Origin of the sequence: Pseudomonas sp. Leaf59, assembly GCF_920984685.1 — a bacterium.
Taxonomy (GTDB): domain Bacteria; phylum Pseudomonadota; class Gammaproteobacteria; order Pseudomonadales; family Pseudomonadaceae; genus Aquipseudomonas.
This window is the reverse complement of record NZ_CAKLBR010000003.1, coordinates 20,643-39,756: the sequence shown is the minus strand read 5'-3', so window position 1 is coordinate 39,756 and position 19,114 is coordinate 20,643. Positions and strand designations below refer to the sequence as shown.

Below are 19,114 nucleotides of genomic sequence, written 5' to 3'. Positions count from 1 at the left end.
TGGATATCCTTATTCAGTGCAGGTTGGATAAATAGTGCATCTACGTCCATCGGGCATTTTGAAAGACTTGAAGTCCACCGTGTTTGCGGCGCAAAAAGCGTTTTGGTCCTCCAGGCTGCTTCCCCGACAACGCTTCCAGCCCTGTGGAAACTGGACCCAGTTGTCGCCCATGTAAGGTCGCTCTTCGTTGATGACGCCTATGACAACCCTGAGGGTTTTCTTCGCAAGCTGGTCCCGTTCAACCGCCACAGATTTTTTGCGCTCGTCTTCCTCATCGGTTACCGAATTGCATTTAAGAACTTTGATGATTGTGTGCTGGGGCCCTGCGGTTCGAAACAACCACTGACATTGCCGGCGTAACACCTGAACACCCGAACCCATTTCGGGTGAGGCAACCGCCGCTGCTCCATCACCGATAAAGATGCTCGTGATCTCTCCAGCAACATCCGAGTACCGCGCTCCCCACTTTGCATAAATATCAAACTCCAGGTCGCGTAATACCAGGGGACATCCGTCCGTCGTTTCGGTCAGAGGAAGCTCATAACTCACTCGACTCGCTACCGATGCGTACTCAGAAGAAAACACCTTCCGTTCAGGTCTTTTGCCTCGACGTCGGGGCAGCGTGCAGGTCTCCCCCGTTGCAGGTCGATAATTGGCAGCCGTTTTAATTTTAAATCCGGCCGGCAAATCCAACTCCAACGTAAAGCGCTCCGCCGTCCTCCCCGCACACCCATAAAGCCCCGCCATCACAAAAACAAATAACGTCGCTCCCACCCACCTATTCATCCTCGCACCCCGCCCTGCGCCATTGCCCAGCGACCCGTTCAAAATGCTCTCCCGGCGTCTCGCCGGTTCTCGGTGGCCAATGAACAATGCTGCCTCGCGTCGCTTCCTCCAGCCTGCGCACCACCAGGAATTCCAGTTGCTCCACCCCACTCCATTGCCAGGCACGTGCCTGTTCCAGTACTTGCGTCAACCAGATTCGGGGGTCCTGAAATTCAAACAGCGCAGCAAGGTTTTCGCTGTGTTCGGCCAACAGGTAGCGCAGGATATTGCCGTGCAGGATCGCTTCGGACTGTGGGTTTGGGACGGTCAGCCATGGGGCCGGATCAGGCACCGGGTAGTCTCCGGGGGCAGGGTTCTCGGCTTGTTGCCAGGCGCCTTCATGCCAGTAGCACACGCTGATCATAGGGCCGAGAAAGGTCGGCCAGTGTGCTTTCGGTAAATGGGCCAGGGCACGGGCGAAGGTGCGACTGTCGTGGAAACGGTAGAGCGCCTGACTACCAGCCGGCCCCATGATCAACCGCTCGCGCCAGTGTCGCGCCAGGCTGGTCAGGTCTTCATCGGGCAGGCTCCCCAGCCAACCCCAATGGCCCTCGGGATGTTGCAGCAGCTCAACCAGAGCGGGTTCATTCAGATGCTCCAACAGCAGCATCACGGGACCTGAGTCTGCCAGCTGCGCTGCAACGGTCTCGCTGTACAGGCTGCGGTAGTAAGGCGGCTCACGCACGGCCAGCAGTGGCTGACGCGCACGGTTGCTTCCCTCGAGTATCAGACACAGACGCCGTCCCGCCTGTTGTTGCCGGACCATCCATTCGCTGGGCAGGTTCTCCATCATGCAGCCCTCCCGAGCCTGTCGCACAGGCCTTCGCGGCAGCGTTCACAGAGTGGGCAAAAATCCGCGTCCAGTTTTCGAGCCAAACGCATGATGGCGCCCTGTGCCGTGGAGATACTCGCAGCCGCCGCCGGCATGGCGCTGATCGAGCGCGTGAGGGACGGCGCACCGCCCGGGATGATTGGCCGGCTGCTGAAGATACCGCCGGCCTGGATCACCAGGTGTTCGCCTCCGGCCTTCAGACTCAGTTGCGCCCCCGCATCAATCACCAGGCTGGCACCGGCCTTGAGGTGCAGTTGCTGCCCGGCCTCGATCACCAGGGTCTGGCCGACACGGGTCAGGCTGTCACCCTGTACATCGAGGTGATCGTGCGCCTCGAGCACCACCTTGCGATCACCCACGACATGGCAATGATCCTCGCTTTCCAGGCGCACCGAATTCACTCCGCGAATGACTTCACGCCGCTCGCCGGCCACCTCAAGGCGACTGTCATGCCCGACCTGTTGTTCCAGGTCACGCTGGGCGCGCAGGAAGATGAGTTCCTCGCCGCGCCGGTCTTCGAGGTGCAACTCGTTGGCGCCATCGCCGCCGGGTGAGCTGCAACTGCGCAACACGCTGCGCGTCTTGTGTTGTGGCAACGGGTAGCTGGGCAGGTGTGATGCATTGGGCAGGCAGCCGTTGACAAGCGGCCGGTCCGGATCGCCTTCCAGGAACGTCACCAGCACTTCCATCCCCACCCGTGGAATCATCATCGCGCCGAAGCCATCACCTGCCCATCCCGACGCCACCCTCACCCAGCAACTGCTCTTGTCGTCGGTCTTGTCCAGGCGATCCCAATGAAAGCGGACCTTCACCCGGCCATAGGCATCGCAATGCACATCCTCCCCGGCAGGCCCGGTCACTGTCGCGGTCTGGCTGCCGTTGATGGTTGGCCTGGGGTGTTTGAGGGGCGGTCGGTGTACGGCGCGCCAGGGTGTCGCGGTGAAGCGGTTGCGATAACCACGGAACTTGCCAGCCTCGACGACTGCTTCCTCCAGCACCTGCGGTTGATAACCTTCATGGCGCACCGACGTGAGCAGCCACAGGTCATTGCAGTCCGGGTCCGGGTGGTCCTGCAACGGCAGGAAGTGACCACTGCGCAGCGCAGGTTGATCACTCCTGCCCAGCACCCGATGCCGATCGCTTTGATGGCGCTCCAGGCCCCGTCGCGCCAATTGCACACCCCGTGCATGGCCGGTAAAGCCTGCGGGGTACCGATAGTCCTGATGGGGTAGCGCGCCGGTATCCCCGGCGGTGTCCTGCAGGGACAGCGAAGGGTGCTCGAAATCATGATCACGGCGCACGGTTTGCTGGCTGCGTGTCGCCAGCCGCCGGTCGAAACGCTGGACCACCGGAGCGCCCTGATGCATCGGGTCGGCTGAGGCGCTGTAACGCTGCGCGGGCAGGCGCTGAAACACCGTCTGGTCATCGCCGAATACCAGTAGATGATTGTCCGCAGTGTGGCGAAAGTGGAAATGGATGCCCTCCTCCTCGCACAGCCGCTGGATGAAATGCAGGTCGGTTTCTGCGTATTGCACGCAGAACTCGCGCGGCGGATACACCACCGGGCCAAGCTCAAAGGCATAGGCGTCGGCGAGGATGCCGTGGTGTTCGAGCACCGCCGCAATGATCTGCGGCACACTGCGCAGCTGGAAAATCCTCTGGTCGCGGCGGTGGGCCAGGCACGCCAGCCGCGGTGCCAGGGTGAGGCGGTAGCGCGTGAGCCGTGCACCCGGGTCATCGCGACCGACGCTGTAGACCTGCCCATGCAGGCCTTCATCGACTTCGCCCAGGCACAGGAAGACTGGTTGATGAAGCAAGGCCTCCAGGTCAATAGAGGCGTTTTCGCTGACTAACTGAACCTGAATAAAGTATGGCTGATCAATGGCCTCAGTGCCCTTGAATGCCAATACCTGAAAGTCTGTATCCAGCCCTGGAAAGATTAATTTACACCGTGAAGAAACAAACGCATCAGCCATCTTGGGTAACCGCCAATCAACTTCCTGATTGAAATGCTTTTCCTCGTCAGTCCCCGCTGGGTGGCGAAAAAAAGTGCCTGAACGCCCTGAAGCTTAGCGATTCCAGAGGAAATTCGGCCTTTCAAAAATAAAAAAGAAGTTTCGTACGACGAGGATGGAAGTGTCTTTTACAAGATAATAAAAAAGACCAACAGACTGATTACTATCAACAAGAAATTTCGTACGTTAGTTCGTAGGCAGATAACTAACAAGCTGTAGTCACATGCCAAGCAAGTGTCGGTTTATCACAAAAAACCGATCCTGTGGGAGGTGCACTGATAAGAGTAATCCCTGCGGGAAATCCGGGGTTCAGCCTTTCCCCCGGGGACTACCCCCCTTCAAGACCACCTCCCATAGGCTCGATAGCCTTTCTGTGGTCAGTAACGTGCTGAGCGTTCCCGCATTTGTAAAATAATATTCGCGACCGGCGCTTTTAGCCTCGAATGGCGACGCAAGCACGCTCGCTCGGGACGGCCTGATGTGCAAGGATGTCGCGCAGGACATCGTTAGTTGAACGTCAAACCAAGGACTCTGCATGACTGCCATCCCCACCCCAGCGCCCGTGGTTCCCGGCCGGCTGGAACAAATGTCGACACGCATCGCCTTTTTTATCGCCGGCTTCGGCATCGCGGCCTGGGCCCCTCTGGTGCCCTATGCCAAGGCGCGCGCGAACCTCAACGAAGGCACGCTGGGCCTGCTGCTGTTATGCCTGGGCGTGGGGTCGATCCTCGCCATGCCAATGGCGGGCGTGCTCGCATCACGCTATGGCTGCCGCCGCGTACTGACGGCGGGTACGATCATGATCTGCCTGGCCTTGCCGATGCTGGCCACGGTCAGTTCGATACCGCTACTGATTGCCGGGTTATTCCTGTTCGGCGCGGGCCTCGGCGCGGTGGACTCTACGGTCAACCTGCAAGCGGTGATCGTCGAGCGCGCCAGTGGCAAGACCATGATGTCAGGCTTCCATGGGTTGTTCAGCCTGGGAGGCATTGTCGGCGCGGCGGGTGTCGCGGGCCTGCTGGGGCTCGGCTGCTCGCCATTGCAGGCGACGCTGGTGGTGATCGTGATCATGGTCCTGGCGCTGCTCAAGGCCGGGCCGCATCTGTTGCCTTACGGCAGTGAAAGCTCCGGACCTGCGTTTGCCATTCCCCATGGCGTGGTGCTGTTTATCGGCTGTCTGTGTTTTATCGTGTTCCTGGCCGAAGGCGCGGTACTGGATTGGAGCGCAGTGTTCCTCAGTGCCGAACGCGGCCTGGATGAAGCCTATGCGGGCCTGGGCTACGCAGCCTTTGCCTTGACCATGACCGCCGGACGCCTGACCGGTGATGTGATCGTGCGTCGTCTGGGCGCAACGCGTGTGATCGTGGTCGGCGGCGCGCTGGCGGCGGCCGGCATATTCCTCGCGACACTCTCCCCTGCCTGGGAAATGGCATTGCTCGGTTATGCGCTGGTGGGCGCCGGCTGTTCAAACATCGTCCCGGTGCTCTATACCGCAGTCGGCAAGCAGACCGTAATGCCGGAACACATTGCCGTGCCGGCCATCACCACGCTGGGCTATGCAGGGATTCTGGCGGGCCCTGCCGTGATCGGGTTCATTGCTCACGGCAGCAGTCTGGCCACCGCCTTCATGCTGATCGGGATTCTGCTGGCAGGGGTAGCGGTCAGCGGGAAAATACTGCGGGCATGATCACGTGCGACGGGAAAACAGGTTCCGTAAGCTGGCGAGCAGTGAACTCGACAAACCGGATTCAGACTTCTCCGTGAGCGCTCTCGAACCTTTATGAAAGTCCTCGGTAGTAGGCGCCTTGAAGCTGAATTTAGGCGTGGACGTGAGGTTGAGGCCCTGCGTCAGAGACTTGTCCTGGTTTTTGGCCTCACATGCAGCAGTCAGGGGTACGGTGTACTGGGCGTGACGAGATTCAACGGATGTCGAGTTCATGATCCAGACCTGATCCAGTAGTTGAAGACACCCATCGGCACACTCCTACCGATGGGGTGTCTTATTCGTGGCAAACCGCCGCAAATGGTTCCCTCCTGACCGCTCCAAACGTTTGTAAAGGGGCTCCGCCAACTGCCATCAACGCGCCTTGCGCTCTGCGTCCTGCTCAAGCCAATGATCAAGGCTCGTATTGCTGAGATAGCCCTGCGGACACATCGGACCAAACAGCAGCGCGGCGTTGGTGCGCTCCAGAGAGGGCATCAATTCCGGTCGAGTGAACAGATTCTTCGCCATGTACACGCAGCGCTCGCTGTATTTGGGTCTGGGCATGCCTGTGAACGGATCGACTACAGGCACTGCGTGCCGATCGACCTCGTAAGGGTCCAGCATCACCTCCTTGAGCGCCGCGATTGCCACATACTGGCGAGCGCCAAAGAAAAACTTTCGATCCTTCGCCGGCTCGCGCAATTGCTCGAACAATTCCTTAAGAGCCAGCACCACCTCGTGATTGCCCTTGCCATGAAACGGATCCTGGCTGAATACCTGCGGTGAACTGCTGCCCTGCATCGCCGAAGCGGCGATCTTGAGGCTGTCGCGAGTGATGTCGCCATCGCGGGTCAAGATCGCATCGGTCAGTCGCGGGCGCTTGAGGATTTCCCCCACTGTCGGGCTCAGGCGGCTGCGCTCGTCGCAATCGTCATGGGGCTCTGCCGCGAACTGGTGCAGTGATGACAGGGTCAGGCGGCCCTCCTTCAGGAAGGGGCACAACAGGTAATAGTCTTTTTCCAGTGCCGAGGCCAACTGGCTGTCCGTCGTTGCGCAGCCGATGGGAGAAGTCCGCGCCCGCACATTGGGGAGATTCTGCAAACCTCGGTGATGCAGCACGGATAATGATCCGCGCAACCGTGAAGACTGACGAGGCGTTTCGGCCGTTAAAGGCGTCCGGCTTTCACCCCAGGCCTCGGGGGGCGATGCCGGTGTTGCCACGGCTGACCGCATAGCCGTTGTATCCAGCGCTGAAGGCCGTGCGTAAGGTAATGCGCCCTCGATACTCATTAGCTATCTCCAACTTTTTCAAATATAGGCCTGCCTGGTGAGCATCAACTTGATGAGCCCGGTCATCGAGTAAACTCAGGTCAGGCAAACACCTGATATGTGGCTGGATGAGAGGGACAGTTCCGAACGTTCGAAAAACACCAATGACAGCATGTAAAAAACGTTGCGCCCTGGCGGGCAGCCAACCCGTTACCCAGGCGCCACGTACGGTGGGTGGCGCCGGGGCAACAGTCAGCGAGACAAGTGGTAGAGCGCTGACAGCATGAGAGTGTCGCCGCCGGACCCGAGTTGAAAGGCATTGATGTTTTCCAACAACTGAGAACGCTTGAGGATTTCACGGGCCATCTGAATCAGGTCATCCTGATGACCTTTACCCATCAGAGGTTCGGCAGCCCACCTTGCCAGATCGCTGATACGGAGGTCCTGCGCACCCGGCGATTTCAATTCGTTGAAGTGCTGGAATATCGATCCGACCAGCTCTTTATCGCCTTTGTACTTGAAGTAAGTATCGCCCCGGCTGGCGGCGGCCAGGTCTTGCAACCTGATCAGGCCATCCTGCGCACCCGTGAATTTATCCTGATCGAGACCTCTCATGAGCGCCGGGCGCTTGAGCATTTCTCTGGCCAGAAGGATGTTCTGGTTCATGACCGGATCGCTGGTCCAGGCTTTTTTCGCCATCGTTCGAATACTGTCGAAGCTGACATAACTCGGCTTCTTCGGGTCTCTGAAGGCGTCGAAATTATTGAACAGCATTTGCGCCAGCTGTTCGTTATTCTGCGTCGACAAGCCCGCAAGCAGGGGTGGCCGGGCGAACCCTAACAGGCTCATCAAGTTACTGACCATTGCCAGCAAACCCCACATCGAAGGCGCAGGGCGCTGAGGCTCGGCGGGCTGATGCTGAATGTGCGCTGTCGTTTGCGCTTGACCGAAAACCGGTCCGGCCTGGTTTTGATGGAAGTGAAAGCTCACATTGGCCATTTTCTGCCCATTGACGGACGGCGCAGCAGGCGAAGAGCGTTTGGCCGCTTCCTCAGGCCTGGCGTTAGCCTGGGAGTGGCTATGGAAGGATGAAGTGGATACGGATGGATCAGTCGTCGATACCGACATGGGTTTCTCCAGTGAACGGGGGCGGTCTGCAGCCGAGAGATCCGACCTGCGGTCGAAACGCATCAACTGACCTCCTGTGTGGCGCATCGGTCGGAATCGGTTCCTGGCGGGCAATCATGCATGGCCCTGAACTTCCAGCGCCGCCCGCCAGTCAGCACAAGGGACTCTCAACAATCAGTGGGTGGGCCGATGCAGATCACATTGCAGCAACAAGTAGCGCTGGTCACCGGTGCCAGCTCCGGCATCGGCGCAGGCGCCGCCAAGGCCCTGGCCGAAGCGGGCGCGGCCGTAGTGCTCAATTACAATTCCCAGGCGGCACCGGCCGAAGCCCTGGCCGCGCAGATCAATGCCGGCGGCGGACGCGCCATTGCCATCGGCGGCGATGTGTCAAAAGAGGCTGACGTGGAGCGTCTGTTTGCCCAGACCCTCGACGCATTCGGTCACCTGGATATTCTGGTCGCCAACTCCGGCCTGCAAAAAGACGCCAAGCTGGTCGATATGACCCTCGACGACTGGAACACCGTGATCGGCGTCAACCTCACCGGCCAGTTCCTTTGCGCCCGTGCAGCGGTGCGCATTTTCAATCGCCAGGGTGTGCGCGAAGGTGTTTCCCGCGCGGCCGGCAAGATCATCCACATGAGTTCGGTGCACCAGCTGATTCCCTGGGCCGGCCATGTGAATTACGCAGCGTCCAAAGGCGGTGTGGAGATGTTGATGCGCACCCTGGCCCAGGAGGTCAGCGAGCAACGCATTCGCATCAATGGCATCGCGCCGGGGGCGATTCGCACGGCGATCAACCGCGCAGCCACCGAAGGCGCGGCAGAAAAAGAGCTGCTCAAGCTGATCCCCTACGGCCGCGTTGGCGACGTGGAAGACGTGGCCAACGCGGTGGTATGGCTGGCCAGTGACGCATCTGATTATGTGGTCGGCAGCACCCTTTTCATTGACGGCGGCATGAGCCTTTATCCGGAGTTTCGTGGCAATGGTTGATTTCAGGAACGAACCCCAGAGCGCGATCGATGCCCACGGCATCATTGGCGACATGCGCAGCGCAGCATTGGTGAACGACAAGGGCAGCATCGACTTTTTCTGCTGGCCGGAATTCGACAGCCCGTCGATCTTCTGCGCGTTGCTCGACACCCCTGACGCCGGCACTTTCCAGCTCACCCCCGACCTGCCCGACGCCCGTCGCGAGCAGATCTACCTGCCCGACACCAATGTGCTGCAAACCCGTTGGTTGAGTGACGAAGCCGTGGTGGAGATCACCGATCTGCTCACCGTCAGTGAGGATGTCGATGACCTGCCGCTGTTGATTCGTCGCGTACGCGTGGTCAGCGGCAAGGCGACCATTCACCTGCGCTGCGCCGTGCGCCATGACTATGCGCGGGCCACCACCCGCGCCGAGATGGCCAATGCAGGCGTGGTGTTCAGCGCCGCCGACCAGCCTGGCCTGCGCCTGAGCGGCAGCCATGCGCTGACCCTCGAAGACGATGCCGCCGTCGCCAGCTTCAGTCTGGCCCAGGGCGAAGGCGCCGAATTCGTGCTCGGCGGTGAGGATGATCCGCGCGTCACCAACGCATGCACCGACCTCTATCTGGAACGCACCTTGAAGTTCTGGCGCGGCTGGATCAGCCAATCCAATTACCGTGGGCGCTGGCGCGAAATGGTCAACCGCTCGGCCCTGGCACTGAAACTGCTGACCTCGCGCAAACACGGCGCAATCATTGCCGCCGCCACCTTCGGCCTGCCTGAAACTGCCGGCGGCGAGCGCAACTGGGATTATCGCTACACCTGGATCCGCGACGCTTCTTTCACTGTCTACGCGTTCATGCGCCTGGGATTTATCGAAGAAGCCAACAGCTACATGCGCTGGCTCAAAGGCCGGGTCAGCGACTGCTGCGGCCAGTCGATCAAGATCAACATCCTCTACGGTATCGACGGTCGCCAGCAGTTGCCGGAAGCCACCCTCGACCACTTCAGCGGCCATGGCGGCGCTACGCCGGTGCGCATCGGCAACGAAGCGTTCGATCAGGTTCAGCTGGATATCTACGGCGAGCTGATGGACGCGGTTTACCTGGTGAACAAATACGGTGAAGCCATCTCCCATGAGGGCTGGAAACACACGGTGGACGTGGCGAACCAGGTTTGCGAAATCTGGAACACCAAGGATGTGGGCATCTGGGAGATGCGCGGCGAACAGCATCACTTCCTGCATTCGCGGCTAATGTGCTGGGTGGCCCTGGACCGCGCAATCCGCCTGGCCTCCAAACGTTCGCTGCCGGCCCCCTTCGCCCGCTGGGACCAGACGCGCCAGGCGATCTACGCCGACATCTGGGAAAACTTCTGGAACGAGGAGCGCGGCCATTTCGTGCAGCACATCGGCAGCACCGCCCTCGACGGCTCAATGCTGCTGATGCCGCTGGTACGCTTCGTCGCCGCCACCGACCCGCGCTGGCTATCGACCCTGGCCGCGATCCAGAAAAGCCTGGTACGCGACGGCATGGTCTACCGCTACCGCAACGACGACAGCCAGATCGACGGCCTGCAGGGCACCGAAGGCGCTTTCGCGGCCTGCTCGTTCTGGTACGTCGAATGCCTGGCCCGCGCCGGCCAGGTGGAAAAGGCCCATCTGGAATTCGAGCAACTGCTGCGCTACGCCAACCCGCTGGGCCTGTACGCCGAGGAATTCGACACCCAGGCACGGCACCTGGGCAACACGCCTCAGGCGTTGAGCCATCTGGCGCTGATCAGCGCGGCGACGTTTCTGGACAGGAAGTTGAGTGGGGAGAAGACGGTGTGGCAGCCGTGAAGGATGGATCGGGATAAGTAACTAACAGTGCCCATGTTTGAAACAAGGCTATGGCAGGCCATATCATTCCTCTCTCAAGTGCGGGTAATGCCAAGGTGTTTGGCAATCAGTGGAGAAGGCTGGTATATCGATACCACTGATCTGCGACCTTATGAGTATTCAAGGAGAGAATATGCCCGCACGCATTCATCAAACCATCCGTACGGAGCTTCGGCCAGCGTTGAGCTGGAGTGAGACCTGGGAGGGCGAGGACAAAGGTCTAATAAAGTGCTGGGAGGTTGGCCGCGAGCTGGCAGCGAAGCATCCTGACCTTGTGGAAGCCTGTCTGGCGAACGAATTGCCCACGCTTGGCTGGAAAGGCGGCGTGAGCCGCAGCCTGAAAAAGCGTGAAAAATTCGGTTCGCTCAACTATCTCGCCCAGTGGCAGGGGATTCGCGGAGAGGACCTGGATATTGATCCGACTGTAGATATCGTTAAAACCTGTTCGCGCACTCACATGATCGTGACGTTTACGCCGGAAAAAGCGAAGTACATCAATCAAACGGCAGAAACGGAAGAGTGAGGAGCAGCGCGCATGGTTGACCTTTATCAGGAATTCGAGCGAAGCCGCTTCTTTCACAAAGCACGTATTGATCGGCGCTCTGCCGATGCGTTGGTGGGTATCACGGCAGGGTTGACGGCTGACGGAAAAATTAACCAACTTGAAGCCGAGTTCCTCAAAAGCTGGATAGAAACTCATCTGATCCACCTGGAGGATCCAGTAGTAAATATTCTTTACCAACGACTCGACGACATGCTCAGCGATGGTGTGCTGGATGAGGATGAGTCGATAGAACTGCTGGAAACACTGCATCAGTTCGCCGGCCTTTCCGTAGGAGCGCCTCAGCGCACTACGAACGTTAGTAGCCTTCCGCTGAATGATCCGGTTCCTGACCTTGCTTGGCCTGACCGGGTATTTCTTTTTACCGGTGTCATGGCTTACGGCCCCCGTAAAGACTGTGAATCGCTTGTGCTCGAGCGCGGCGGGCTGATCGGTAACTCGGTAAACAAAAAACTGCATTTTCTGGTGGTAGGCAGTATCGGTAATGAGCAGTGGCTGCATAGTTCCTATGGCACCAAAATCAAGAAAGCCGTCGAGCTGCGAAACAACGGCGTTCCCATTGCAATCATCAGTGAAAACCACTGGACACAAGTGTTGTTTGGCTGAGGCCTATCGATTCTATTCCCAATTTTTTCCCTATCTACAGGCACCCACGATGAACTGCCCTGCCCCGCTGCTTTACGTGCGTACCTCCATGCTGGACATGGCCTATGAGGCCCATGGTCCGGCCGACGGTGAACCGGTGATTCTGTTGCACGGTTTCCCCTATGACCCGCGCAGCTATGATGGGATTGCGCCGGCCCTGGGCGAGCAGGGCTATCGCGTGCTGGTGCCCTACCTGCGCGGCTACGGGCCGACGCGGTTCATCAACACACAGGTGATGCGCTCGGGGCAGCAAGCCGCGCTGGCCAGGGACTTGCTGGACTTCATGGATGCACTGTCGATTGCGCAAGCCACGCTGGCCGGTTACGACTGGGGCGGGCGCGCAGCCTGTATTGTCGCGGCGCTGTGGCCGGAGCGGGTGCGCGGGCTGGTCACCGGCGATGGCTATAACATTCAGGACATCGCCCACTCGCACGAGCCTCAGGCGCCTGCGACGGAGCATCGTTTGTGGTACCAGTACTATTTTCATACCCCACGCGGCGTGGCGGGCTTGACGGCCAATCGCCGCGAGCTCTGCCAATTGCTGTGGACGCTTTGGTCGCCGTCCTGGGCAGAAGGACCGAGCCAGTATGCGCAGACCGCGCCTTCATTCGATAACCCCGATTTTGTCGCGGTGGTGATTCACTCCTATCGCCATCGATTCATGTACGCGCCGGGTGATCCTGCGCTGGAATCCATTGAACAGGCGCTGGTGCAACAGCCACCGATTTCAGTGCCGAGTATTTCGTTGTGCGGGGCCGACGACGGCGTCGGGCCTGCGCCGGAAGAAGATGAAGACCTCGCGCATTTCAGCGGGTTTTATCGACGCCAGGTATTGCCTGGCGTGGGCCACAATATTCCTCAGGAAGCACCGCGAGCGACCCTGGCGGCGTTGCTGGAATTGCTGCACCGATAAAAGCACCCTCCCCGCCGGATAAGGCTTGTGATGCAGGCAGTGCGGTCTGGCAGGCACACCGCAGCGATCGCATCGCAGCCTCGCTGAAGCTCGATAGTTTCCAGAGGGGTTGGCGCTCGCCACAGGAGCTACTTGTTGGGTAGGGCCGTTTCCATTGGCACCGTGGCTACGCCGGTGAAAAACGCTCCCGGTATGCCTGAGGTGTCACCGACACTGCGCGCAGGAAGCTGCGGCGCAGGGTTTCTTCGCAACCAAACCCGCACTGAACGGCGATGCGCTTGATCGACGCTGCGCTGTCCGCCAGTTGCCGGCGGGCGGTTTCGACGCGGATCAGGTCGACGGCGCGAGCGGGAGTCTGGCCGGTTTCGGCGCGGTAGTGGCGCACGAAGCTGCGCTCGCTCATGCCGGCCTGTGCAGCCAGGGTGGCGATGCTCAGATCCAGCGTCAGGTTTTCCGCGATCCAGGCGTGCAATTCGGCGAAGCGGCTGCCGCCGTTCTGCAACGACAGCGTGACGCTGAATTGCGACTGCCCGCCCGGGCGCTTGAGGAACACCACCAGGTGCCGCGCCACTTCCAGGGCCACGGCGCGGCCAAGATCTTCTTCGACAAGCGCCAGGCACAGGTCGATACCGGCGGTGACACCGGCCGACGTCCACACCGCACCCTGCTGGATGAAGATCGGGTTGGGCTCCACCGTCAAGGCGGGAAACTTGCGCGCCAGTTCCTCGCAACGTGTCCAGTGGGTGGCGACGCGACAACCGTCGAGCAGGCCACTGGCTGCCAGCAGAAAAGCACCGGTGCACACCGAGGCCATGCGCCGGGTGTGCCGGGCTTTTGCGCGCACCCATTGCACCAGCGCCGGGTCTTCGGCGGCACCGTAGACGCCCCAGCCGCCAGCGATCACCAGGGTGTCGCACGGCGTGTCGACTGCCGGCAAAGGCTCGGCCAGCAGCGCCAGGCCCGCAGACGTCATGACCGGTTCGGCCTGGGCCGCGATCACCGAGACGCGGTACGGCAACGGCTGGCCACGCTGACGGGCCAGGTCGTTGGCCGATGCGAACACCTGCAAGGGCCCGGTCACATCGAGCACCTGGGCGTTATCAAAAGCGAGTACGTGAATGATTCTGGGCATGATTGGCGCGATTTGTGGGCTCAATGGCGTATACGCCAGAGCCTAGGCCTCTACAGTGCAAGCGTCTACTTCTTCTCAACGGAGTTTCATTCATGACCTTGCAGATCGGCTTCCTGCTGTTCCCCGGCATTCAGCAACTGGACCTCACTGGCCCTTACGACGTGCTGGGCTCGCTGCCGGAGGTGAAATTACATTTGGTATGGAAGGACCTCGCACCGGTCACCTCCAGCACCGGCCTGGTGTTCACGCCGACCATGACCTATACCGACTGCCCCAACCTGGATGTGCTCTGCGTACCCGGCGGTGCCGGCGTCGGTGCGTTGATGGAAGATGCCGACACCCTCGATTTCCTCAAGGCCCAGTCGCTCACTGCACGCTACGTGACCTCGGTGTGCACCGGCTCGCTGGTACTCGGTGCGGCGGGTTTGCTGCGCGGTCGCAAGGCCACCACTCATTGGGCCTACCACGACATGCTCGCCCCGCTCGGCGCAATCCCGGTGCAGGAACGCGTGGTGCGCGACGGCAACCTGTTCACCGGCGGCGGCATTACGGCAGGGATCGACTTTGCGCTGGTGCTGGCGGCGGAGTTGTACAGCGAAGCGGCGGCGCAGTTGGTGCAGTTGCAGATCGAATACGCCCCCGCGCCACCGTTCGACGCCGGACGTCCGGACACTGCGCCACAGCATGTGTTGGACGAAGCCCACAAGCGCACCGCCGAGTCGCGCAGGGTGCGAGGTGAAATTACCGCACGCGCGGCCGCGCGATTAGGCTGACGACGCAGTATCGCTGTGGGAGCGGGCTTGCTCGCGAAGGGGGTGTGTCATTCGCTGAATCCGGCACTGACATACCGCCTTCGCGAGCAAGCCCGCTCCCACATTTTGAATAAGTGATGACGTCCCCCTTTCGTTAGCAGGCATTCCCATTAAAAACGGTCGCTATCGGTCCTTCGATTAACTTTTTTTCATTTATTTTTGAAGTTAAAAAGACAACTTCAAATCCCACTAAAACCCCGCAGCCACGGCACTTAGTCGTAACTTCCCTCTCCTCTCTGTCCCCCTTTCCCACCGCGTTTTGAAAAACCTTCGCTGTTAAGCAGGAAAATTTTCAAATTTGTTCCTACACTCAAAAACACACCCCTCTTACCACCTGCACGGACAAGGAATGTCAATAAAATGCCTCATAACACACTGATTAACATCTTTAAAACGTTGCATCCGCACCACCGTCAATTCGTTGACTAAGCAACCATGAGGAACACTTCCTTTAGCCACTGTTCCGCAAGATCCCTTCAAATGGATGTGTCGCATTTGGATTGATTAGTTGCGATTTCACCAGCGTAGCCGAGTTTAATGCACTACTAACGCATACCGGTTAAAGCGCATGGAGTGCAATGAGGGATGTTTTATGCGAGAAAAGTCATCAGTCGATAGCTTGTTTTTAACGCGTGCCGGTTTTGTTGAGTTCTTTGTTGTTTTTGTCAAATTTATTCATGGTTTAAGTGCGATATTACCCCCGCTGGTACTGGTTTTTTTCATCGATCCGATGAACCCAGAGATGCGTTCGCACTTCCTCGGCCTGCTCGTATTTTTTGCGTTTCTGACCATCATTTTGTTCCAGGCGTTGGGCATTTATTCGGAGGAATTGTTCAGCAACCGTCTGCGCCTGAAAACCAAGATCAAGGCCTGGTCAGCCGCCTTCTGCATCCTGCTGTTCATGTATCAGATATTGCAGTTTTTTCCACAATTGACGCCACGTAACCTGTTGACCTGGTACTTCGCCAGCCTTGGGCTGTTTTGTCTCGAACGTTTGTTGATGCTGCGCCTTTACAGCAGTTTGATGCGCAAGGGTAAGTACCTGCAGCGCACGGTGATCCTTGGGTTTACCGACACCGCCGTGCACGTTGCCGACCACCTGCAACGCAACGGCGATATCCGCTCCGGTCTGATCGGTTTTATCGATGATCGCACCGAGCGCATTCCCAAGGAGTTAAGCAATCTGCCATTGCTGGGTAACACCCGCGACCTGGAAAAGCTGATCCGCGCCGAGCAGGTCAACCAGGTGATGATCTGTCTGCCCTGGGCTGCGGAGCAGCGCATCCATGGGCTGGTCAATCGTCTACGGCAGTTGTCGGTGAACGTGATGCTGGTGCCGGACATGGCCGCGCTGCGCTACGGCCATAGCAAGATCACCGACGTGGGCGGCATCCTGATGTTCAACACCTCGCAATTGCCATTGCGTGGCTGGTCGCCGGTGATCAAGCGCCTTGAAGATTGTTTGCTGGCGAGCCTGGCGCTGGTGGCGCTGTCGCCTGTGATGATCATCACGGCCATTGCGATCAAGCTCGACTCCAGGGGCCCGGTGTTGTTTCGCCAGAACCGCTTTGGCTATAACGACAATGAAATACGCGTGTTCAAGTTTCGCTCTATGTACACCGACCAGAGCGATTTCACCGCGCAACAACAAACCACCCGGCACGACCCGCGCATCACCCGCGTCGGGCGCATCATCCGCAAGACCAGCATCGACGAGCTGCCGCAGCTGTTCAATGTGCTGCTGGGCAACATGTCGATGGTCGGCCCGCGCCCGCACGCCACTGCTACCAAGGCCGCCGGCGTGCCCTTCGAAGTGGCGGTGAGCGAGTACAGCTCCAGGCACCGGGTCAAACCGGGCATCACCGGCTGGGCGCAGATCAATGGTTACCGGGGTGAAACCGACACCCTGTTCAAGATCCAGAAACGTGTCGAGTACGACCTGGAATACATCTCCAAGTGGTCGGTGTGGTTTGACTTGTACATCGTCTTCATGACGGTTCCCGCCGTTCTATCCACCAAGGAAGTCTATTGATGAATACCCTCAACGGATTAATTCCCTGCATTATTTCCGGTGGGTCGGGCACGCGGCTGTGGCCGGTGTCACGCCAGAACATGCCCAAGCCGTTCATGCGCATGCGCGATGGCCAGAGCCTGTTGCAGAAGACCTTCCAACGCGCCGCACGCCTGCCCGGTGTGGAGAGCGTGCTGACGGTGACCAACCGCGAGATGCTGTTTCGTACACTCGATGACTACCGGTTGGTCAACCCGTCCCGCCTGCCCCTGGACCTGCTGCTGGAGCCGTTCGGGCGCAACACGGCTGCGGCCATCGCCGTGGCGGCGCTGCATGTGCAGGAACATTTTGGCGATGACGCACAACTGCTGGTGATGCCCGCCGACCATTTGATCCACAACGAGACTGCGTTCGCCGCCGCCGTGACCCAGGCCCGTGACCTGGCCGAGGCAGGCTTTCTGGTGACCTTCGGCATCCAGCCCGACCACCCCGAAACCGGCTTTGGCTATATCGAGAAAGGTGAGGCGCTGAGTACCGGCAACCGCGTGCAGCGCTTTGTCGAGAAACCGGACCTGGCCACCGCACAAGCCTACCTCGACGGCGGCAAGCACCTGTGGAACGCCGGGATGTTCTGCTTCAAGGCCAAAACCCTGGTGGACGAACTGACCACTTACGCGCCTGAGGTATTGCAGGCGGCCCGCGCGGCTCTGGAGCACAGCCAGCACCTGCAGAACAAAACCTCGCGCCAGCGTGAGCTGGACGCAGAGGCCTTCGGCAGCGCGCCGGACGTTTCCATCGACGTGGCGCTGATGGAGAAATCCACGCAAGTGGCCGTGGTGCCCTGCGATATCGGCTGGAGCGACATCGGCTCGTGGGAAGCCCTGCGCCAGCTCACGCCGAGCGATGCCCATGGCAACCAGATCAACGGCGAAGCGATTTTGCATGATGTGCACAACTGCTACATCGACTCGCCCAAGCGCGTGCTCGGTGCCGTGGGCGTGCGCGATCTGATCATTGTCGACACCCCCGATGCCCTGCTGATTGCCGACGCCCACCGCAGCCAGGATGTGCGCTATATCGTCGCCGAACTCAAGCGCCAGAACCATCCGGCGTACAGCCTGCACCGCACCGTCACCCGGCCCTGGGGCACCTACACCGTGCTGGAGGAAAGCAGCCGGTTCAAGATCAAGCGCATCGTCGTCAAACCGCAGGCGTCGTTGTCGTTGCAGATGCACCATCACCGCAGTGAACACTGGGTGGTGGTCAGCGGCGCTGCGCAGATCACCAATGGCGAGCGCGAGTTTCTGATCAACGCCAATGAGTCCACCTATATTCCCGCCGGGCACAAGCATCGCTTGACCAACCCCGGCATCATCGACCTGGTGATGATCGAGGTGCAGAGCGGCGAGTACCTGGGCGAGGACGATATCGTGCGCTTTGACGATATCTACGGGCGCGCGCCTGCCGACGTGAAGAAGTGACATGCGCACCTCGCTGATCATCCCGACCCGCAACGCCGCCGGCCACCTGGCGCGGCTGTTGCCTGCGCTGCAGATGCAAACCAGGCAACCGGACGAGATGCTGGTGGTGGACAGCGCCTCCAGCGACGACACGGTGGCCCGCTTTCGCGAGTTCGGCGCCCAGGTCGAGGTGATCGACGCCCGCGATTTCAACCACGGCGGCACGCGGCGCTGGGCCAGCGAACAGGTGAGCGGCGATGCGCTGATCGTGATGACCCAGGACGCGATTCCTGCCGACCCCGAGACGTTCGCCAACCTGCTCGATGAACTGCAGCAGGACCTGCTCAACGGCGTGGCCTACGGGCGCCAATTGCCGCATCCGGACGCCGGCGTGCTCGGCGCGCAGTCGCGGCATTTCAACTACCCGGCCCAGAGCCGCAGCAAAAGCCTGGCCGACGCCCCGCAACTGGGGATCAAGACCTGCTTCAGTTCCGATTCGTTTTCGGTGTACCGGCGCAGCGCACTGCAAGCCGTGGGTGGCTTCCCCGCCGATGTGATCGGCAGCGAAGACGCCTACGTGGCCGCGCGGATGCTGCTCGACGGCTACAAGGTGCGCTACGCCGCCTCGGCGCGGGTGTACCACTCCCACGATTACCGTGTCATGGATGAATTTCACCGCTACTTCGACATTGGCGTGTTTTACGGTCGCGAACCGTGGATCCGCCAGGCCTTTGGCGATGCCGGCGGTGAAGGTAAACGCTACGTGCTGGCGGAGCTGGCGGCACTGCGCAAGGCCGGTGCACTGCACCGCGTCCCCGAAGTGCTGGTGCGCAGTGCCTTCAAGTTGCTCGGCTATCGCCTGGGCCATCTGGAGCGCCGCCTCCCCGTCGCGCTCAAGCGCCGTATCAGCATGTTCCCCGGCTATTGGAAGTGAGCATCATGAACTACAGGAAGTCA

16 protein-coding genes are annotated in these 19,114 nt (G+C 59.9%); 10 read left to right on the top strand and 6 right to left on the bottom strand.

Features of this window, described 5'->3' with window-relative positions; all coding sequences use genetic code 11:
- Positions 1–9 precede the first annotated feature (9 nt).
- The 3 genes from LUB09_RS03635 to LUB09_RS03625 are packed head-to-tail and all read right to left on the bottom strand — an operon-like array spanning position 10 to position 3,633.
- Positions 10–786 (bottom strand): hypothetical protein, encoded by a 777-nt coding sequence (locus LUB09_RS03635; RefSeq protein ID WP_231421648.1) that lies wholly within the window; start codon positions 784–786, stop codon positions 10–12.
- Complete coding sequence (locus LUB09_RS03630) at positions 779–1,615, bottom strand: DUF4123 domain-containing protein (protein WP_231421848.1); 837 nt, start codon at positions 1,613–1,615, stop codon at positions 779–781. The genes LUB09_RS03635 and LUB09_RS03630 overlap by 8 nt, the downstream gene beginning before the upstream one ends.
- The gene (locus LUB09_RS03625) at positions 1,615–3,633 is read right to left on the bottom strand and encodes a type VI secretion system Vgr family protein (RefSeq protein ID WP_209980876.1); all 2,019 of its coding nucleotides are present in this window, start codon (positions 3,631–3,633) and stop codon (positions 1,615–1,617) included. Before LUB09_RS03625 ends, LUB09_RS03630 begins: the two co-directional genes overlap by 1 nt.
- A gap of 574 nt (positions 3,634–4,207) precedes the next feature.
- Here LUB09_RS03625 and LUB09_RS03620 point away from each other — a divergent pair.
- Entirely contained in the window at positions 4,208–5,359 is a 1,152-nt protein-coding gene (locus LUB09_RS03620) for an MFS transporter (RefSeq protein ID WP_209980874.1), read from the top strand.
- 390 nt (positions 5,360–5,749) lie between these two features.
- On the opposite strand, the gene LUB09_RS03615 is transcribed toward LUB09_RS03620, so the two are convergent.
- Together LUB09_RS03615 and LUB09_RS03610 are read right to left on the bottom strand one after the other, a co-directional pair.
- A complete protein-coding gene (locus LUB09_RS03615; RefSeq protein ID WP_231421647.1) occupies positions 5,750–6,667 on the bottom strand; it encodes a type III secretion protein in 918 nt (305 codons plus the stop codon).
- Positions 6,668–6,898: 231 nt separating this feature from the next.
- Entirely contained in the window at positions 6,899–7,837 is a 939-nt protein-coding gene (locus LUB09_RS03610; protein ID WP_231421646.1) for a type III secretion effector protein, read from the bottom strand.
- Between the two features lie 126 nt (positions 7,838–7,963).
- Here LUB09_RS03610 and LUB09_RS03605 point away from each other — a divergent pair, with 126 nt between their 5' ends.
- From LUB09_RS03605 to LUB09_RS03585, 5 genes are all read left to right on the top strand, one after another.
- Positions 7,964–8,764 carry a glucose 1-dehydrogenase gene (locus LUB09_RS03605; RefSeq protein ID WP_209980869.1) on the top strand — a complete coding sequence of 267 codons (801 nt, stop codon included), beginning with the start codon at positions 7,964–7,966 and terminating at the stop codon, positions 8,762–8,764.
- The gene (locus LUB09_RS03600; RefSeq protein WP_209980867.1) at positions 8,757–10,583 is read left to right on the top strand and encodes a glycoside hydrolase family 15 protein; all 1,827 of its coding nucleotides are present in this window, start codon (positions 8,757–8,759) and stop codon (positions 10,581–10,583) included. The genes LUB09_RS03605 and LUB09_RS03600 overlap by 8 nt, the downstream gene beginning before the upstream one ends.
- Before the next feature lie 172 nt (positions 10,584–10,755).
- Positions 10,756–11,145, top strand: coding sequence for a hypothetical protein (locus tag LUB09_RS03595; protein ID WP_231421645.1), 390 nt, complete (start codon positions 10,756–10,758; stop codon positions 11,143–11,145).
- A 12-nt stretch (positions 11,146–11,157) separates the two neighbouring features.
- Entirely contained in the window at positions 11,158–11,790 is a 633-nt protein-coding gene (locus LUB09_RS03590; RefSeq protein WP_231421644.1) for a BRCT domain-containing protein, read from the top strand.
- 49 nt (positions 11,791–11,839) lie between these two features.
- Positions 11,840–12,742 (top strand): alpha/beta fold hydrolase, encoded by a 903-nt coding sequence (locus LUB09_RS03585; RefSeq protein WP_209980865.1) that lies wholly within the window; start codon positions 11,840–11,842, stop codon positions 12,740–12,742.
- A gap of 166 nt (positions 12,743–12,908) precedes the next feature.
- Here LUB09_RS03585 and LUB09_RS03580 read toward each other — a convergent pair whose 3' ends face one another.
- Complete coding sequence (locus LUB09_RS03580; protein ID WP_209980863.1) at positions 12,909–13,874, bottom strand: GlxA family transcriptional regulator; 966 nt, start codon at positions 13,872–13,874, stop codon at positions 12,909–12,911.
- 92 nt (positions 13,875–13,966) lie between these two features.
- Between LUB09_RS03580 and inhA the strand changes: the two genes are divergently transcribed.
- The 4 genes from inhA to LUB09_RS03560 all read left to right on the top strand — a co-directional run bounded on the left by inhA (position 13,967) and on the right by LUB09_RS03560 (position 19,091).
- Positions 13,967–14,647 carry an isonitrile hydratase gene (gene inhA / locus LUB09_RS03575; protein WP_209980861.1) on the top strand — a complete coding sequence of 227 codons (681 nt, stop codon included), beginning with the start codon at positions 13,967–13,969 and terminating at the stop codon, positions 14,645–14,647.
- Positions 14,648–15,278: 631 nt separating this feature from the next.
- Positions 15,279–16,718 (top strand): undecaprenyl-phosphate glucose phosphotransferase, encoded by a 1,440-nt coding sequence (locus LUB09_RS03570; RefSeq protein WP_231421643.1) that lies wholly within the window; start codon positions 15,279–15,281, stop codon positions 16,716–16,718.
- Positions 16,718–18,178: a mannose-1-phosphate guanylyltransferase/mannose-6-phosphate isomerase gene (locus LUB09_RS03565; protein ID WP_209980858.1), complete on the top strand. Its 1,461-nt coding sequence runs from the start codon at positions 16,718–16,720 to the stop codon at positions 18,176–18,178. The genes LUB09_RS03570 and LUB09_RS03565 overlap by 1 nt, the downstream gene beginning before the upstream one ends.
- A 1-nt stretch (position 18,179) precedes the next feature.
- Complete coding sequence (locus LUB09_RS03560) at positions 18,180–19,091, top strand: glycosyltransferase family 2 protein (RefSeq protein ID WP_209980856.1); 912 nt, start codon at positions 18,180–18,182, stop codon at positions 19,089–19,091.
- Positions 19,092–19,114 lie beyond the last annotated feature (23 nt).

Bases quoted from the DNA above. Each gene is read 5' to 3' on its own strand.
- LUB09_RS03635 (WP_231421648.1), bottom strand. From the start codon at position 786: ATGAATAGGTGGGTGGGAGCGACGTTATTTGTTTTTGTGATGGCGGGG.
- LUB09_RS03630 (WP_231421848.1), bottom strand. From the start codon at position 1,615: ATGGAGAACCTGCCCAGCGAATGGATGGTCCGGCAACAACAGGCGGGA.
- LUB09_RS03625 (WP_209980876.1), bottom strand. From the start codon at position 3,633: ATGGCTGATGCGTTTGTTTCTTCACGGTGTAAATTAATCTTTCCAGGG.
- LUB09_RS03620 (WP_209980874.1), top strand. From the start codon at position 4,208: ATGACTGCCATCCCCACCCCAGCGCCCGTGGTTCCCGGCCGGCTGGAA.
- LUB09_RS03615 (WP_231421647.1), bottom strand. From the start codon at position 6,667: ATGAGTATCGAGGGCGCATTACCTTACGCACGGCCTTCAGCGCTGGAT.
- LUB09_RS03610 (WP_231421646.1), bottom strand. From the start codon at position 7,837: ATGCGTTTCGACCGCAGGTCGGATCTCTCGGCTGCAGACCGCCCCCGT.
- LUB09_RS03605 (WP_209980869.1), top strand. From the start codon at position 7,964: ATGCAGATCACATTGCAGCAACAAGTAGCGCTGGTCACCGGTGCCAGC.
- LUB09_RS03600 (WP_209980867.1), top strand. From the start codon at position 8,757: ATGGTTGATTTCAGGAACGAACCCCAGAGCGCGATCGATGCCCACGGC.
- LUB09_RS03595 (WP_231421645.1), top strand. From the start codon at position 10,756: ATGCCCGCACGCATTCATCAAACCATCCGTACGGAGCTTCGGCCAGCG.
- LUB09_RS03590 (WP_231421644.1), top strand. From the start codon at position 11,158: ATGGTTGACCTTTATCAGGAATTCGAGCGAAGCCGCTTCTTTCACAAA.
- LUB09_RS03585 (WP_209980865.1), top strand. From the start codon at position 11,840: ATGAACTGCCCTGCCCCGCTGCTTTACGTGCGTACCTCCATGCTGGAC.
- LUB09_RS03580 (WP_209980863.1), bottom strand. From the start codon at position 13,874: ATGCCCAGAATCATTCACGTACTCGCTTTTGATAACGCCCAGGTGCTC.
- inhA (WP_209980861.1), top strand. From the start codon at position 13,967: ATGACCTTGCAGATCGGCTTCCTGCTGTTCCCCGGCATTCAGCAACTG.
- LUB09_RS03570 (WP_231421643.1), top strand. From the start codon at position 15,279: ATGCGAGAAAAGTCATCAGTCGATAGCTTGTTTTTAACGCGTGCCGGT.
- LUB09_RS03565 (WP_209980858.1), top strand. From the start codon at position 16,718: ATGAATACCCTCAACGGATTAATTCCCTGCATTATTTCCGGTGGGTCG.
- LUB09_RS03560 (WP_209980856.1), top strand. From the start codon at position 18,180: ATGCGCACCTCGCTGATCATCCCGACCCGCAACGCCGCCGGCCACCTG.